The organism is Stieleria marina (genome assembly GCA_007741555.1).
Taxonomy (GTDB): Bacteria; Planctomycetota; Planctomycetia; order Pirellulales; family Pirellulaceae; genus K23-9.
In genome coordinates this window covers 311,371-328,366 of record CP036526.1, presented here as the reverse complement: position 1 = coordinate 328,366, position 16,996 = coordinate 311,371, and the positions used below count along the sequence as shown (strand labels likewise).

Here is a 16,996-nt window from a genome sequence, read left to right as displayed (position 1 = left end):
CTATTGGGCTACTTCGACGATCAACGCAGGAGCATTTTCTTTGTCACCTTCACGACTGACAAATGTCAGCGGCATGTTGTTATTCGACCGTCCCGCCAGTACCAATGTCGTGAGTGACTTAGGTGAATTCCGAATAAAGTCTGCCAACTCAGGAGTCGAAATCGTGATGGCTGATCCGGCCGGCTGATTTTCAGGAATCGTGTAGTCAGCCAAAAGCGGAAGCGAATTGAGGCCGTTTTCTGAATACGAAACTCTCCAGTGAATGGCGCGTGATCCGGACTCGAGCCAAACTTGTGCTTCTTCATTGGCAGCGCCGTAGACCGTGATCTTTCCACCGGCTGGCTCCTTTTTGCCTGACGCTCTCAACACCAGGGCAACACGACCTGTATTGCGTTTGATTTCCTTTTTCTTATTGCCGTCGTTCCTGGGCGTGACGGCTTCTAAATCAAATTTCAAGTAAGTGTGTTGGAGCTGCGTGTCGCCACGTTGTTGCACGGCAACAAACGGTTTTTCCCCCAGTGTGTCGCGCGTGCTACCGCCCTTTTTCACCGCTGCGTCGGCGCCCCGTCCATCGGAGGTTCGCACCACTATGTTGTGCATATTTACCGGTGGTTCCGAATCGGACTGATCCGTCATCTCCGGCGGGCTCGTGTCGACCGAAACCATCGGGTTCATCGCCATGTCACTTGCTGGAGGCGGATCAGAAGCCATAGTCGACGCCGGATTCGCTGGCATCGATTCCACCGGCGCGGGAGCCTCCGTGTTAGTGGCAAACGAATTGGCCGGATTCTGCACCGTCAATCGAACGTTGTCCAAATAGCTGGTCTCCCGTCGATTGGTATTTTCAACCATCACAATCTTCAGAAATGGTTTCCGACCTAAATCAGACTCTTGCGCGGTGTACTGATAGCCAATCGTGCGAACGCCTTGGTCGATATTGGTTTGGTCGACCAGCTCACCCAGTTTCCATTTCGATCCCGCTCCATCGTCGCCACGGAAACCGATAATGACACTGTATTTGGTTTTGCCTAGCCATTTTCCATCCCCCGGAATACTGCCGACATCAAAGACAACCCGAAACACATCGCCGGCCTTGGTCGCGTAATCAACGGAGTTGGAGCTAAGCTCTAATGTGCTCTTTTTCTGGACAAACCCGTAGTGAGAGCCGTCGCTGGCACCGCGACTTCCCTGGTTGGACAGACCAGCTTTATTACCTTTGAACGTCACCGTCCAACCCGGAATATTCTTCTTGCCCTGCCCCGATCCCGTGACGGGTTGACCACCGGAATCTAATTTTTCAAACGATCCATTCCCCTGGTTGGCATCGATTAGCGCAATCGCTCCTGGCACAAAAGCGTTGTCGATTTTGATTCCTGCAACACTGATCGCTGGATTGTTTCCGCCACCATTGTTTGCAGGCGGTTGAGCGGCTGACGGATTCTCGACTGGAGGTGTGTTGCGGGGCGAGCCCGCATTCGAGGCGGTGGAATTATTGGTTGGGCTAGCCTGCATTTCGATCGGCGCATTGACAATCGTTTGCTTGCGCGCGTCTGACGAAGTCAAGAACACATACAACGGAATACCGATCAATGTGATGACGGCGGCAGCAGCTCCGATGGGCCAATACTTCTGAAGCGACGACGGCTCTGGCTCCGGTTTCTTGACTGGTTCAGCACGCCGTTTGGGATAAGGCGTTGCAGCCGGTGCGGCCGAAGTCGCGGGCACCGCAGAGGTGGTAATCGGTGCATCCGGCAAGTTGTCTGGCAAAGAAGCAAACGGATCAGGCAAGTCCGGAAGTGCCAGCGGCTGCGAAAAATCCGGCTCATCTTTTTGGCCGACAATTTGGTCTAGTCCTGCTTGCAACTTGTTAAGTGTTTGAGCGACTTCGCTTTTTGATTCACATTCAACCGCAACCCGATCCAGTTCTTTTTCAAGCAGCGCAGCGGAACTAATTCGATGCCGTGGTTCTTTTCGCAACAGTCGATGAATCAGATCAGCCAGTGGCTGCGGAATGTCTGGATTCAGTTCGCGAAGCGGCCTGGGTGGCTTGGAGAGAATCGCGATCAGTTGCCCAGCGACGGACTTGTTGTGCAGCGGCAACTCTCCCGTCGCCAATTCGTAAAGCACAACACCGACACTGTACAAGTCGCTGCGATCATCGAGTGGTTCGCTGCGCGCTTGTTCGGGCGATAGGTAGCCCGGTGTCCCGATGACAGCGCCGCGGCCAGCCAGTTGATCGATGGGAGTGGACGCCAGCGCCAATCCGAAATCAAGAATCTTGATACGATCCTTGACCTCTTCGATCCACATGTTCGCTGGCTTGATGTCACGGTGGACAATTCCTTGCGCGTGCGCGGCAGCCAGCCCCCGTGCCATTTCTTTTGCGAACTGAATAATCTGGTGATAGCTCGGTCGTTCGTCGGCGCTCTTAAACTTTTCCAGCGTCGAACCCTTGAGCATCTCCATTGCCATGTACGGCGTCTTGTTGTGCTCGCTGACTTCAAAAATGGTCGCCACGTTATCGTGATGAACAGCCGCCATCGCTCGGGCTTCGCTGATGAACCGGGCCCGACTATTGGGCGTCGCAGCGATCTTGCGATTCATTACTTTCAGGGCAACGGTTCGTTGCAGCCGCGTGTCTTCGGCGCGAAACACATAGCCCATGCCGCCTTTGCCAAGCTGGTCAATGACTCGGTAGTGCCCCAGCATCCCTAGCTCGCCTTCGGCTGAAGGCGGATCCAGAAAATCAAGGCTGCTGATTGACGATCCCATGGGCCGATCGATTTGCGAAACGAGCGTGAAAAGAAGACCACTTCAGTATAGCACGACGGAATTGCCCGTCACAAAAACCCTAGGTCAGGTACGTATAACGATGCAGAGCTTTTTCGTAGAACTCCATCGTTTGTCCAGCTTGTTCGTTGTCGATCAAATCCGCCTGAAGTGCCTCTTCGATGGCGTTTTGCAGATTTTCGACCAACTCCCGATCGTTGTACTGCATGTATCCCAGAACTTCGCTAACGGTGTCGCCTTTTACGACCGACTGGATTTTGCACCCCGATTCGCAGAGGTCCACGTGCACCGCGTGCGTGTCGCCAAAGAGATTGTGTAGATCGCCCAAGACTTCTTGATAGGCACCGACCATAAAAATCGCCAGCTGATAGGTCTTGTCGGCTTGCTGTTCGTGCAACAACAAAGTCTGTCTGCCCGAATCGCCGCAGACAAACGCATCGACTTTACCGTCACTGTCACAGGTGATGTCCCCCAAGATCGCGTGCCGCGTCGGTTCTTCGTCCAGCCGATGGATGGGCATGATGGGGAATAGCTGATTGATCGCCCAAGCATCGGGCAGCGACTGAAACAACGAAAAATTTGCAAAACACGTATCCGACAGCATCCGATCAAGCTCTCTCAGTTCATCGGGCACCACGTCCAACTGGCGAGCCATCGTCCGCACGCGATGACAGATCGCAAAGTAAACGTCTTCCGCGGCGACACGCTGCTCCAGTGGAAGGTAGCCGCCACTGAACAGACTAATACAAAGATCCAACGCCACTTGGGAATCGTGAAACGTCTCGAGCATATTCTGGGGCGTAATCGCATGATACGAATCCCACAAGTCGCGGACCGGTTGCTCGTAGTTTTCCGGCAACTGCGAAGCGTACGCATCAGGCAAATCGGACGAACCCTGCGTCGTGGCACCAAGGGCTTCGACAATCAACACACTGTGATGCGCCGCTACGGCCCGGCCACTTTCGGAAATCAACGTGGGATGTTCGACCTTGGCATCATCGCAAACCGATTGAACATGAAACACGACATCGTTGGCATATTCTTGCAAGGTGTAATTCATGCTCGACTGTGTGTCACTCCGCGTCCCGTCATAGTCGACGCCCAAGCCACCGCCAACGTCCAAGTACTTCAGCCCAGCGCCCTTTTGCTTCAGACCGACATAGATGCGAGCGGCTTCCGAAATTGCTGACTTCAAGTTTCGGATATTGCCGATCTGACTACCGACATGAAAGTGAAGCAGTTCAAAGCAATCCGCCATACCGCGTTGCGAGAGACGCTCAAGTTGTTCAAGCAATTCGGCCACCGTCAGTCCAAACTTCGATCGGTAGCCGCCGCTGGCTTGCCATCGACCACTGCCACGCGTTGCCAGTTTGACCCGCATGCCAATCGTCGGACGCACACCTAAGAGTTCCGCTTGATCGAGGATCAAATCCAACTCGCTGACTTTCTCCACCACTGGAATCACCGTGCGCCCCATTCGTTGGGCAAGCAGTGCCATGCGTGCAAAGTCGGCGTCCTTGAATCCGTTGCAAATGATCGGCGTGCTGGCGTCGGTCATCGCAACGACGGCAAGCAACTCGGGTTTGCTACCTGCCTCCACACCAAAACCAAAGGGTCGTCCGTGCTTGATGATCTGCTGGACGACTTCGCGTTGTTGGTTGACCTTGATTGGAAAAACACATCGGTAGCTCCCCTGATAATCATGGTCGCTGATCGCAGTCGCAAAGCAATCGTGGATTTGCCGGAGCCGGTCACGCAAGATCCCATTAAACCGAATCAAGATGGGCAACCGCAGTCCACGCTGAGCCAAATTGTCGACAAGACGTTTTAAATCAATGGACTTGGTCGGATCACGATCCGGCGAAACCAACACGGTGCCTTCGTCGGAAACGTGAAAATAGCCCTCACCCCATCTCGCTGTGCGGTACAGCTCCGATGTATCGTGCACGGTCCAAGTATTCTTGCTGGTCGCGTCCATGAGCCGTGTCCAATTCAAGTCGACTGAATAAATATTCCGACGCGATGATAACCAACGACACTGTTTCGCATAATTGGCTCACTGTGACACCTTCACGCGAGAAGCTGCTCCAGCACTTGCTCCAGCAACTCCTGCTGGTGGGGCAAATGGGTTTGAATCCCCTCGGTGATCGCGATCTCTGACTGCACAAATGGCGAGTCTTGCCGCCATAGCCCTGAGACAAAGAGAAACGTGTTGACCGTTTTTTCGTTCGCTTCCAAGTGAAACTGCAATCCCACGATGCGATCTTCTATCGTAAATCCTTGGTGGTCACATCCGTCGGATTTCAGAATATGATCCGCGCCATCAGGAATCCCAAACGTGTCTCGGTGCCAATGAAATACAGTCGATTCTTCCGCAAAGATTTTCGCGATCGCTGAGTCCGCGGTGCCAATCGGCTGAACCTTGTGCCAGCCGACTTCGGGGCCACGATTGCGTTGGACCGTTGCTCCCAAAGCCACGGCAACCATCTGCGACCCCAGGCAAATCCCCAAAACCCGGCGACCGGTTCTTGCATACTCGCGAATCAGGTCTTGTTCGGCAGCCACCCAATCGGGCAGATCGGAGTCGGACAATGAAATCGCACCGCCGAACGTCATCAACAGATCCGCGTCCGCCGTCGCTGGAATCGTGTCGCCACGATCCAGCTTAACAACGGTCAGATCATGCCCCAATTCTTGGACAACCGTGCCCGCATGAGCTGGCGGGTCGGCAGCGTCATGCTGAATAGCAAGGATTTTCATATGGACCTACTCCCTCGCGACTACAAAAGGTTTGCGAAAGCTACTGGGTTGCAAAAGAAACATCACGAGAAACCAAACGAAACGCTTCGGGCAACGCTTTGGCGTCCAATCGAATGAGCACCGTGTGCGTCCCCGCCTTCAAATTTGTCTTGAAGGAATTTTCACCCTCGATTCGTTTTGCGTCGACCCAGAGCGCCGCCTTGTCGGGCCCTGTCACGTCAATGGTGACACCGCCATCGCTTGCGACATCCACCGTCGTACGAAGATAAACATTCACCAATGAAATGTGACGCGGCTGCTCGGTCATCTTTGCCAAGGTTGCGCCAGGCACATCACCATTGACCCGAGACTTCAGCGGCATCCAGCCTTCTTTGACTTCGCCGCTGATGATTCGTTCGGCGCCTTGCTGTTCGATGCGGTGAGTGCCGGCAAAGATCTCGTAGACGCGGCCGACTCCGCCCTTACTGGCATCAAAATCGCCAGGCTTGCCGAGCTGGGAAAGGAATTTCAACAGATCAACTTGCTCAGCCATAGTCAATCGATCGACCACACCGTTGGGCATCAGCGACTTGCCCGCTTTCTCGGCGACGATGTCGTCTTGCGGAACACGAACCAGTTTGTTGTTTGCATCGCGAATGACCAATTCGTCGTCCGTGCTTTCGACTTCGATGCCCGAGATCGTTTGGCCGTCTTCGGTCGCCACGACTACGCTGTGGTAATTTTCTTTGATTTTGGCGTTGGGTTCGTAGACGGATTCGATCAAGTAATCCAACGGCGCGCTAGCGCCCAGGCTGGTCATATCTGGACCGACTTTTCCACCGACACCGCCAATCGCGTGACAGTTGATGCACGCCAAACTCTCCCGGCTGTAGACGCTTTCACCTCGATGCGCGTCACCTTCGCTGGTGACCTTTTTCACCAACGTCGCAATCCTCTCCGGCGTCAACTTTTCGATCGTCGCTTCTAGATTCGCGTGCGGCATCAAAGCTGCGATCAAATCGGGCTCGCTGCGTCCACCATCGTTGGCTGCGCGGACACCGGCTCTCGCGGCGATCTGCGAAATGCCGTCCGCGGGAAAGGATGACGTCAACGCTTTGCCAGCGCCCTTATTGTTCAAAAAGTTTCGCCAAAGCTCCGTCGCTTCTTGCTCGCTTTCCAGTTTGGACAGCGTGTCATAAAACGGCTTCGCGGCGCGATTGGCACCAAGACTTGCCAATGCGACCACCGCAGACTTGCGCAGTTGGATGTCGCCGGAGCCAGCCAGTCGCGTCAAAGCCTTGGCGGATGGCTGGCCAATTTCGCGAAGTGCCTTGATCGCAGCTGACGACTGATTGGATTCGGCAAGCTTCGCCAGCCGGTCGACTTGGGAAGCCATTTTCCAATTTCCGATCAGGCCGATCACGCCGTTTTGAATGGCTTGATTATCGGAGTCCAGCAACCCCGTAACGGCCGCCAGGTTGCCTGCGGGTCGAGTTTTACGCAATCGCTGGGCTTGGGATAGCGCTGCAATCGCTCGCACCGCCGCTCCGTCATCGAAGCCACCCGACGTGGTTTGATCAAAGAGCTGCTTGAGTTCGACTTGGCTGCCTGCTTTGCCGATCAGTTCAATCCAGGGGCCGCTGCCGTCAGCTGCCATCTTGTTTTCGCTCAGGTGCGAGGCCAAGTACTCACTGGCACGTCGCGGTTCGATACTGCTCAGCAGAAACGCGAGTTGGTTCTCGCGCTCAGGTGTGTCAGGTTTCCACTGGCCTGCGTTGAGAGCCGCAATGAACGGATCCGTCAGGTCTTCCATCGTCGCGGCGATCGCAAAGTCAATGAATCGATCCCGTGGGTGATTGAGCGCAATCAAGGCAGTCCTAGCCGCTTCGGACGTGCCGAGCTTGCTCAAGCCACGTACCGCTTCCAGTCGCACGCGCGGATGGGCGTCTTCCACCCCCGCAGCCAAGTAGGCCTCGACGACGTCCGCCGAAAGCGGATCCGATACGTCGGTCCGGGGATCCGCAAAATCGCTGACGATTCGCATCGCCGCAGCACGGATTTTGGGATCTTGCGCGGTGACCAGTTTTTGCAGTTGACCATGATTGATTTGATCAAGCCCCTGCTGAAGCCAAACGGCTTGCAACAAGGAAAACTCGTCGGACGAAGCTTCGCTCCATTGGTGAACTTTGTCGACAATTTGCGATTTGCGTTCCAGCAGGACACGACGCGATTGATCGCGCACGTAGCGGTCGCCATCGGTCAAATTTGCAAATAGTTTTTCATTGCCCAGCTGAGTAAAGTCTTGGACCGGCTGCTTCTTAGCTCCTTTCCAACTGACTCGCCAAATGCGTCCATGCCAACGGTCGCGACGTTCATCACGAAAGTCAACTTCGCCGTGGTTGATGATAGGGTTCGACCAGTCGGCGATGTAGAGTGCTCCATCGGGACCTTGCTTGACATCGATTGGTCGGAACGTAGCTGCGGACGTGCGCAGTAAGTCGTCTTCCTGCTTGGTGACAAAACCTGCGTCTTGCTCTGCCAAGCTGAAACGCGTCACACGATTTGCACGAAAGTCACAGGTCACGATCGAACCTTGCCACTCAGGCGGATAAGAATCGCCATGAATGATTTCGGCCGAACAAAACTTGGGGTAGCTGCCCGGGCTGATCAAATCCAGCACACGACGAGCCTTGGGCGTTGGATTAAATGCTGCCCCTGGAAACGCATAAGCCAAACCCGCGAACCCGGCACCATCGGACAAAAACGACTGCCCGTAGGCGTCAAACTGATGCCCCCAAGGATTCCAAAGTCCACGAAACACCACTTCCATCCGCATCGTCGCGGGGTTGTAGCGAAAACCTCCCCCAGCTTTCAGACGCATCACTCCGCGAGCCGTTTCCGCATCGGTCCGCGTGTAAACCGACTGGTTCATGTACAACCGACCGTCCGGTCCCCAAACCAGCGTATGCAAATTGTGGTGGGTGTCTTCGGTGCCAAAACCGCTAAGCACGCGTTTCTTGACATCCGCTTTGCCGTCGCCATCGGTGTCTTTCAGAAACAACAGATCAGTGCTCTGCGCAACATAACAACCACCATCGCCGGGGATCACTCCCGTGGGGATCAATAGTCCGTCCGCAAACACCGTCGACTTGTCGGACGTTCCGTCACCGTTCGTGTCTTCGAGGATTAAAATCTTGTCCGGTGCAGCCTGCCCTACTTCGATCATCGGATACGCTTCGCTGCTGGCGATCCACAAGCGACCCTGCGGATCAAAATTCATTTGGATCGGTTTATTCAGCTGTGGGTTCTCGGCCCAAAGCGTGACTTCCAAATCTTTGCCAGTCGTAAATTCGGGCGTTGGTTGCTCGCTGAACTTCGCAAACTTTGATTCGGTTCGCGACAACTTTTCGGGAAGTGCCGTTGGCTTAGACGTCCGCAGCAAAGCGATCTGTTTTTCCTCTTCGGCGATCAAGTCATCGAACTTTGGAATCTCAACGGCATTTTGGCCTTGTTCGCGTTTTCGAAAACCAAACACATAGGCCATGTTGGCTGGACGCGATCGGTGAAACCACCAAACGTTCTTACGTAAGATGACGTCTCGAAGCGTTTCGATGGAATCATTGTTCTGCCAGTCACTTTTCAGTCCAAGCTGAGCCTGAATCGCAGACGCCGCGGCGCGATACCCCAGTTCGCTCAAGTGGATCGGGTCTTTTCGCTTCCCTGCACTCGAGGCAGTGCCGGTAAGATCAACAAAAGGACTGTCGTTTTGCTGGGCGATCTTTTCAATCGCATCGCTGTACTGCGGGATCACTCCGCCATGCACGTCGCCGTCAATGCGATCAATCGGCGAAAGAAATACGAAACGCACTTTCGGCGACACTTTCTTGATCGCAGCAATCAACCGGTCAAAGCTGGCTTGAAATTCGTCAACACCGGTTGGCCCGCCTTCGAGTGAACTCGCCATGCCGTACCCAAACACAACTACGGTCGGCTTGGTCAACTCAATTTGTTTGACCAACTGATTGAACCCTTCGTCAACTGGCTCGCGTCCAGCTTGCAATAGACTCAGCCCAAAGCGGGAATCACCCGCTGGCGTGTCCGCGCTCCAACCAAGATTGCGAAACGTCATCTCGCGATCGGCGAACGCCATGGTCAGCATGACTTCGATCCACCCAAAATACTGTTCTTGTTCGATCAGCCCGTCGCCCAATAGCACCACACGGTCGCCGTCCTTCCATTCAAGATCAGACTGACGCTCGATGATTTTTGCATAGGCAGCTGCGTAGCGTTGACCAAGCTCTTTTGCCGCCGCAGCGCTGAAATGCACGTTATCGCCTTTGTGATCCAGCCCGTCGGAGGAGACAAACTCCGTCGCAGGAATCTGCTTGGGCAACGATTGATGAACCGCGTCGACTCTGCGTTTGTTTTCGTCCCAGGGTCGTTCGCTGAATTTCCCCAACTGGCCCGCCAGGAATGGGACCGACGAGTTACCGATCTCATTACGAAGTCGTTTGATCAGAGTATGGAGTTTGGATTCGTAGACACGAGCCAATTGGGGCTTTGAATCAGATTCGCCCTGATGCCACAAAATGCCTTTGACGGTGCCTGACGGCATCGCGGCTTTCAGCCGAGGCAACATGTCGTCATAAGGATGCGTCTTGGTGCTTTCGTGGTAGCCGCCTGGTTCCCAAGCCGCGATCGGCGACCCGCCTACTGCACAAGGGATCAGTCCTACCGTGGCACCTGGGTGTGCTTGAGCGTAACGCAACGCAAAACTTCGTCCCGGTCCGACGCCGACGATGTTGGGTTTGTCAAAATGCAGGGGATCGACCGCCGGAACCCATTGGTTCGCTTTGTTCAGCATCAAAACACGATCGACAGGTTGGCGATCCGAATCGGTAACTTTCCCGCGCCCAGCCATGTTGGACTGCCCGACCAGCAGGAAAAGATGAAAATCTTTTTGGTCCGTCGGCAAAGTGGTTTCTTGAGCAATCGCTGTGGCAAAGAACATCAAGATCAAAAAGATCGCAACAAACGGTCGCGGCATGGTTGGCTCCGAGCAAGAAAGTGTGTTTCGAGGCCACTACAATACCTAGATGCAAACTCGATGTGTAAAAGTGAAACCGATGTTTTTTACGAAGCGATTGATCGCGTTAACGCCCCTTTGGCTGGCGATCGTCACGGGCGCGTCCGCTCTGGCGGAATCACCACCAGCTCCCCCCTCGGAAACGCCCCGTGAAACTCCCTCTAAAGCAGCGCAAGAAAGTTCCGCGACGACACCCGCCGCAAGCCGAACGGCAGGTTTCGACGAGGTTGATGCGATCTTTACCGAACACTGTGTGCGGTGTCACAACGAGAACAATGTCAAAGGAGATTTTCGGATCGATGATCGCGAAGCGTTTTTCGACACCGGAATGGTCGAAGCTGGCGATCAATACAGCACGCTGCTAGCGGTCATCGCTGGCCCCGATCAATCGATGCCAAAAGACGCTCCCCCTCTAAACGAACACGAAGTGCAAACGGTTCGCGACTGGGTCCTCGGCCAAGCGAACTGGCCAGACGGAAGAACGATCACGGAAAAATCAAAAGCCGATTCCACTTGGTGGTCCCTGCAACCCCTCGCCCAACCATCGCCGCAGGCAACGATTGATGACTTTGTCGATGACGTGCTGCAACAAGCTGACTTGACCCGAAATCCGCCAGCCGATCGACGGACATTGATTCGCCGCGCGACGTACGATTTGACCGGTCTGCCGCCGACGTCCGACGAAATTGATCGGTTCGTTGCGGACCAATCCGATGACGCCTATGAATTGCTAATCGATCGTCTCCTTGCGTCGCCCCACTACGGACAACGATGGGGGCGACATTGGCTGGACGTCGTTCGTTTTGGCGAGAGCAACGGGTTTGAACGCAATATTTTGATCAATGACCTGTGGCCCTTCCGCGACTACGTCATCGATTCATTCAATCAAGACAAGCCGTTTGACCAGATGCTGACCGAACACTTGGCTGGTGACGTAATCGGCCAGGGAGATTTTGATATCGAAATCGGATCGGCGTTCTTGGTCGCTGGACCTTACGACAACGTCGGCAATCAAGATGCCGATCAAATCGCACAGATTCGGGCCAACACGATTGACGAAATGATTCGTGCAACCAGCGAAGCATTCTTGGGTCTGACCGTTGGCTGCGCGCGATGCCACAATCACAAATTTGATCCGATTTTGCAGTCCGACTACTACCGGCTGTACGCAACCTTGGGAGGTACACGTCACGGCAGTCGCGTGATCACCACTCCCGATGCAAAACGCGATCGCGACGCGATAGTGGCACCGCTGAACGACAAGAAAGCCGAGCTGGAAAAACAAAAAAAGCAAATCGATGATGCGATCCAGCAACGAATCAACTCGCAAGGCGACCAACACGCCGCCAAGTGGATTCGTCCCCAACCCAATCGCGCTGGCACCACGGAGACGTTCGATCCCATCACGACGCAGTACGTTCGGATTCTTTGCCAGAGCCAGGATATCAACCCCGCGACAGGAAATGGTTTTCGCATTGATGAATTCCAAATCTGGACTCCCCAGGACAAAACATCAGCACCGCGAAACGTTGCATTAGCATCCAGTGGCGCCGTAGCCAGCGGGCCGAGCCGCGAAATCAAGGACTTTCCCGGAGCGTACGGACCGCATCTAGCGATCGACGGTAAATCAGGCGAACGATTTATTTCCGCAAGCAATCACTTGACGGTAAAACTGGCCGAACCGACCAAGATCGATCGCGTGGTGTTTTCGAGTGCCAAAGACGAAGACATACCGGAGCATCGAAAATTTGTCTTTGTCGCCGACTATCGGATCGAAGTCTCCGATGATGGTGAGATGTGGACGGAAGTCGCCAATGGGCACGATCGCCAAGCCGCCAACGACGCCCATCGCAACCACCGACTGCGACAGATCGAAACAACGCCCGATGATCGTCGATCGCTCGTGCAACTGAACCAAAAAATCCGCAAGCTCAGCCGTCAAATTGCCGACGTTCCACGGCTTCCTTCGGCCTGGGTCGGCAACCATGTTGCCAAAGATGCCCAAGGCCCTTTCCATATCTTCATCGGCGGCAGCCCACAACGCAAAGGCGAAGTCGTCCTGCCATCAAGTTTGTCGATGCTGGCCGATACGGTCGAAACCTATCAGTTAGATGACAACGCCAGCGAAGCTGACCGGCGCGTTCGGCTTGCCCAGTGGATGACCGACGACGCCAATCCGCTGACTCCGCGAGTGATTGCCAATCGACTCTGGCATTACCATTTTGGCACTGGAATTGTCAGCACCCCCAACGACTTTGGCTACATGGGCGGTCAACCGTCGCATCCCAAATTGCTGGATCACCTGGCCAACGAATTGATCGCGGCCAAGTGGCGACTCAAGCCGATTCATAAGCAGATCATGATGTCGCAAACTTACCGCCAATCCAGCGTGTACTCCGCGTCATCGGCGCAAGTGGATGCGGATTCGCGAATGCTTTGGAGGTTTCTTCCACGCCGTCTGTCAGCCGAAGAAATTCGCGACACGATGCTAATGATCTCGGGCAAACTGGACACAAAATTGGGTGGTCCCGGATTTCGGCTCTACCACTACCTGCAAGACAACGTGGCGACCTATGTTCCGCGTGATAGCCATGGCCCCGAAACGTACCGCCGCGCTGTGTATCATCAAAACGCACGCGCCGCGCGAACGGATTTGATGACGGATTTTGATCAGCCTGACTGTGCTTTTTCCGCGGCACGTCGCGCCGAAACAACGACGCCGCTTCAAGCACTTACGACGCTCAATCACCAATTCACTTTGGACATGTCCGATTTTTTTGCCAAGCGTTTGGAAGCTGAAACGACGGTTCCACGCCAACAAATCGAACGAGCATTTCGTATAGCGTACGGACGCGATCCCAACCAGCAGGAAGTCATTGATTGCACCGAATTGGTTGCCCAACACTCACTCCGTGCACTTTGCCGAGTGATCCTCAACACGAGCGAGCTAATTCATGTTCGGTAGCACTTCCGACCATCCGCCCAATAGCACTGGTCGCCTGCAGAACAGTCGCCGTGGTTTCTTTGGCAACATCTACACCGGCCTAGCTGCGACCGGACTGACGCAACTATTGGCAACTGACGCGAATGCCGACTGGCAGCAAGGACAAACCCATCATGCTGCAAAGGCAAAGCGGGTGCTGCAGATTTTTTGTCCGGGCGCGGCGTCGCACATGGATCTGTGGGAACACAAACCGGAGCTCGACAAATGGCACGGCAAGCCGTTGCCGGGCGAAGAAGGCTTCTCTTCGTTCCAAGGCAAAAACGGCAACTTGATGAAGAGCCCCTGGCCATTCGCGCCCGCAGGCGAATCCGGCAAAGCCATCAGCACGATGTTGCCGCACATGTCGCGGCACGTCGACGACATTGCCTTTTGTCATGCGATGCATAGCAAGACGAACACCCACGGGCCGGGATGTGTGTTTGTCAATACAGGTCACGACACCGAAGGATTCCCCAGCGCCGGCGCATGGACCAGTTACGCGCTGGGCAGCGAAAACGAAAACTTGCCGGCGTACGTTGCGATTCCCGATATCCGCGGCGAACCGCCCAACGGGAAAGCCAACTGGTCCAACGGTTTTTTGCCCGCCCGACATCAGGCAATCGAGCTCAGTCATCAACAACCGATCCGCAACCTGCTCCGACCGCAAAGTGTTAGCGCGGCCGAAGAAACGGCGTCGCGTGATTTGCTTGACCGCCTCAATCGTCGCTTCGCAGTAGCCAACCCGGGCGAATCCGATTTGCAGGCTCGCGTGGCCGCCTATCAACTTTCCGCGCGAATGCAGTTGTCCGCCCCCGAAGTTTCGGAGTTGCAATCCGAATCAGCGTCAACACATCGCATGTACGGAACCGATGATGCCAACCAATTGAAAGCGGCTTACGCAAGAAACTGCTTGCTGGCCAGACGATTGCTGGAACGCGGCGTTCGATACGTCAATCTCTATTGTGCCTCACGCGCCTCAGGCGTCGACGGACTCCTTAATTGGGACGCTCACAAGACACTCAAGGCTGACTACGAACGGCATTGCCCGATATTTGATCAGCCGACCGCCGCGTTGCTGACGGATCTAAAAAAGAGCGGCCTACTGGACGACACACTGGTGCTATGGACCACGGAATTCGGACGCATGCCAACCCATCAAGCCGGTACTGCCGGACGCGATCACAATCCCGACGGGTTCACTTGCTGGATGATGGGTGCCGGCGTGAAGGGCGCGACCAATTACGGTGCCACCGATTCGTTTGGTCGACGGGCCGAAACCAACCCGACAACGGTCTGGGACTACTACGCCACCGTGCTGCACCTGCTAGGATTCGACCACACCAAACTGAATTGGTATCACAACGGATTGGACCGGCGGCTGACTGACGTTCACGGCGATGTGATTCGCGAAATCCTAAGTGCTTGATCCGTTCCTTAAAGCAAACCTATGCGAACTCAACTAAGCGTCATCATCGACCGACCTGCCGAGGAGGTCTTTGACTACACGCTCAACCACGCGGACCAGTGGAGCAAGAGCATTGTTTCGGACGAAGTGATCGAGGAGAAAAACGGCGGCGGTGTTGGCACCACGTTTCGGATGGTGACCGAAGAGAACGGACAAGAAATGATCTTCCGCGGCGAAGTCACACGTTGGAATCGCCCCAGTGTCGCACGATCGTTTCTAAAGGGCGACGCATTCGATATCGACGTCGAATACCGCTTTGAAAACATGGGCTACCGCACCGAAGTCACCCAAGAAAGCAGAGTATTGCCTAAAAGCATCGCATTGAAAGTCGTGTTTCTCACCGCCGGCTGGCTCTTCAAAGGCATCGGTCGCCGCGCTTTGCAAAAGGACTTTGAAACCCTCAAGCAACAGTTGGAAACGACGTAGCCCTACTCTTCTAAAGCCTTGTCAAAACGCAAGGCACCCGATCGGCACTCCGCCACAGAGCGTCGCAGCAACGAACCAATGCCTCTCGCTAATGCCCCTCGCTGGCGGCTTCCATGTGCTCGCTTCCGATCAATCGATTGGCCAATTTGCCGACCGTCAGTCCTTGCACGATGATCGAAAAGACGACGACACCGTAGGTCACCGTCAGAAACAAACTGCGGTTCATGTTGTCGTGCAAACTTAGCGCGAGCGCGATTGAAATGCCGCCGCGCAACCCCCCCCACGCCATGATCGTCGTCGTATGCGGCGCAAAATCTAATCGCTTGGAAAAGAAACGCACGGGAGCAAGCAGCGACAAGTAACGCGAGACCAACACGATCACAATCGCGATCATCGAAGCCACGATGTACTCGGGGCGAATATCCAGAATCAGCATTTCCAGACCGATCAACACAAACAAGATCGCGTTCATCAGCATGTCCATCAGCTCCCAGAACTTGTCAACGTACTGCTCGGTTTGTTCGCTCATTGATGTGCCTCGCACCGTACTGTTGCCAACGATCAACCCCGCGACCACGATCGCTAGCGGTGCAGAAAGGTGAAACGCGTGTGCAAGCGAATAGCCACCCATGACACACGCGAGTGTGATCAGGACTTCGATCTCGTAATCGTCGATACTTCGCAGCAGCTGATAGACCAAGTAGCCCAGTGCTAGCCCCAGCAGGACACCTCCCAAAACTTCTTGCAAAAACAACTCCGCGACGGCGGTGACGGTCGTTCCGCCGTTCGAATCTGAATGTCCATCGTGCTCTATCTGTCCAGCTTCATCAGTTGCGACCTCTCCCGCCGCCAACATCGAAACCAGCTGCACGTCATCGCCAACCACGTCGGCTTTGCCATGATCCGCCGCACCACCGGTGGCGATACTCATGATGGTCAAAAACACCACCACGCCGACGCCGTCGTTGAAAAGTGATTCGCCGACGATCTTGGTCTCTAGCTTCTTGGGCACCCCCGCTTTCTTCAGAATCCCCAAGACGGCGATGGGATCCGTCGGCGATATCAGTGCCCCGAATAACAGACAGTGAATAAACTTGACTTCCAGTCCGATCATCCCGAATACAAAAAAGACGAACGTGCCAACCAAAAACGTCGACGCAAGGACTCCCAGGGTCGAGAACACAAACACCGGCCAGCGCTGCACGCGAAGCTGATCAAAATTCGTATGCATCGCTCCCGCGAACAGCAGAAACCCGAGCATGATGTCCAACAGGACCGTCTTGAAATCGATCAATGCGACCAGCCGTTCTGCCGCTGACAAAAAGGTATTGGTAAACATCGAACTGGCGAACAACACCAGGGTAAATGCGATGGCGATCACCATCAGGCCGATCGTGTTGGGCAGCTTCAGGAACCGAACGTTGATGTAGCCAAAAAGCGCCGACAAAGCGATCACGACCGATGTGATGGTGAACAGTTCCATTGTTTTTCTCTCTCGCAGATTCAA

General features: G+C 54.7%; 8 protein-coding genes. 3 read left to right on the top strand and 5 right to left on the bottom strand.

The window, feature by feature from the left end:
- The 4 genes from K239x_RS01160 to K239x_RS01145 all read right to left on the bottom strand — a co-directional run bounded on the left by K239x_RS01160 (position 1) and on the right by K239x_RS01145 (position 10,576).
- Positions 1–2,772, bottom strand: coding sequence for a serine/threonine-protein kinase (locus tag K239x_RS01160; protein WP_145415868.1), 2,772 nt, complete (start codon positions 2,770–2,772; stop codon positions 1–3).
- A 79-nt stretch (positions 2,773–2,851) separates the two neighbouring features.
- Positions 2,852–4,768: a biosynthetic arginine decarboxylase gene (speA, locus tag K239x_RS01155; RefSeq protein ID WP_145415867.1), complete on the bottom strand. Its 1,917-nt coding sequence runs from the start codon at positions 4,766–4,768 to the stop codon at positions 2,852–2,854.
- 92 nt (positions 4,769–4,860) lie between these two features.
- Positions 4,861–5,550, bottom strand: a complete 690-nt coding sequence (locus tag K239x_RS01150) for a type 1 glutamine amidotransferase (RefSeq protein WP_145415866.1) — start codon at positions 5,548–5,550, stop codon at positions 4,861–4,863.
- A gap of 40 nt (positions 5,551–5,590) precedes the next feature.
- Complete coding sequence (locus tag K239x_RS01145) at positions 5,591–10,576, bottom strand: PVC-type heme-binding CxxCH protein (RefSeq protein ID WP_145415865.1); 4,986 nt, start codon at positions 10,574–10,576, stop codon at positions 5,591–5,593.
- 49 nt (positions 10,577–10,625) lie between these two features.
- Here K239x_RS01145 and K239x_RS01140 point away from each other — a divergent pair, with 49 nt between their 5' ends.
- From K239x_RS01140 to K239x_RS01130, 3 genes are read left to right on the top strand one after another with little or no spacing between them, the layout of a single operon-like run.
- Positions 10,626–13,580: a DUF1553 domain-containing protein gene (locus K239x_RS01140; RefSeq protein WP_145415864.1), complete on the top strand. Its 2,955-nt coding sequence runs from the start codon at positions 10,626–10,628 to the stop codon at positions 13,578–13,580.
- Positions 13,570–15,024, top strand: a complete 1,455-nt coding sequence (locus K239x_RS01135; protein ID WP_145415863.1) for a DUF1501 domain-containing protein — start codon at positions 13,570–13,572, stop codon at positions 15,022–15,024. The genes K239x_RS01140 and K239x_RS01135 overlap by 11 nt, the downstream gene beginning before the upstream one ends.
- A gap of 21 nt (positions 15,025–15,045) precedes the next feature.
- Complete coding sequence (locus K239x_RS01130) at positions 15,046–15,489, top strand: SRPBCC family protein (RefSeq protein ID WP_145415862.1); 444 nt, start codon at positions 15,046–15,048, stop codon at positions 15,487–15,489.
- 88 nt (positions 15,490–15,577) lie between these two features.
- On the opposite strand, the gene K239x_RS01125 is transcribed toward K239x_RS01130, so the two are convergent.
- On the bottom strand, positions 15,578–16,972 hold the full coding sequence (locus K239x_RS01125) for a cation:proton antiporter (RefSeq protein WP_145415861.1): 1,395 nt from the start codon (positions 16,970–16,972) through the stop codon (positions 15,578–15,580).
- Positions 16,973–16,996: the final 24 nt, after the last annotated feature.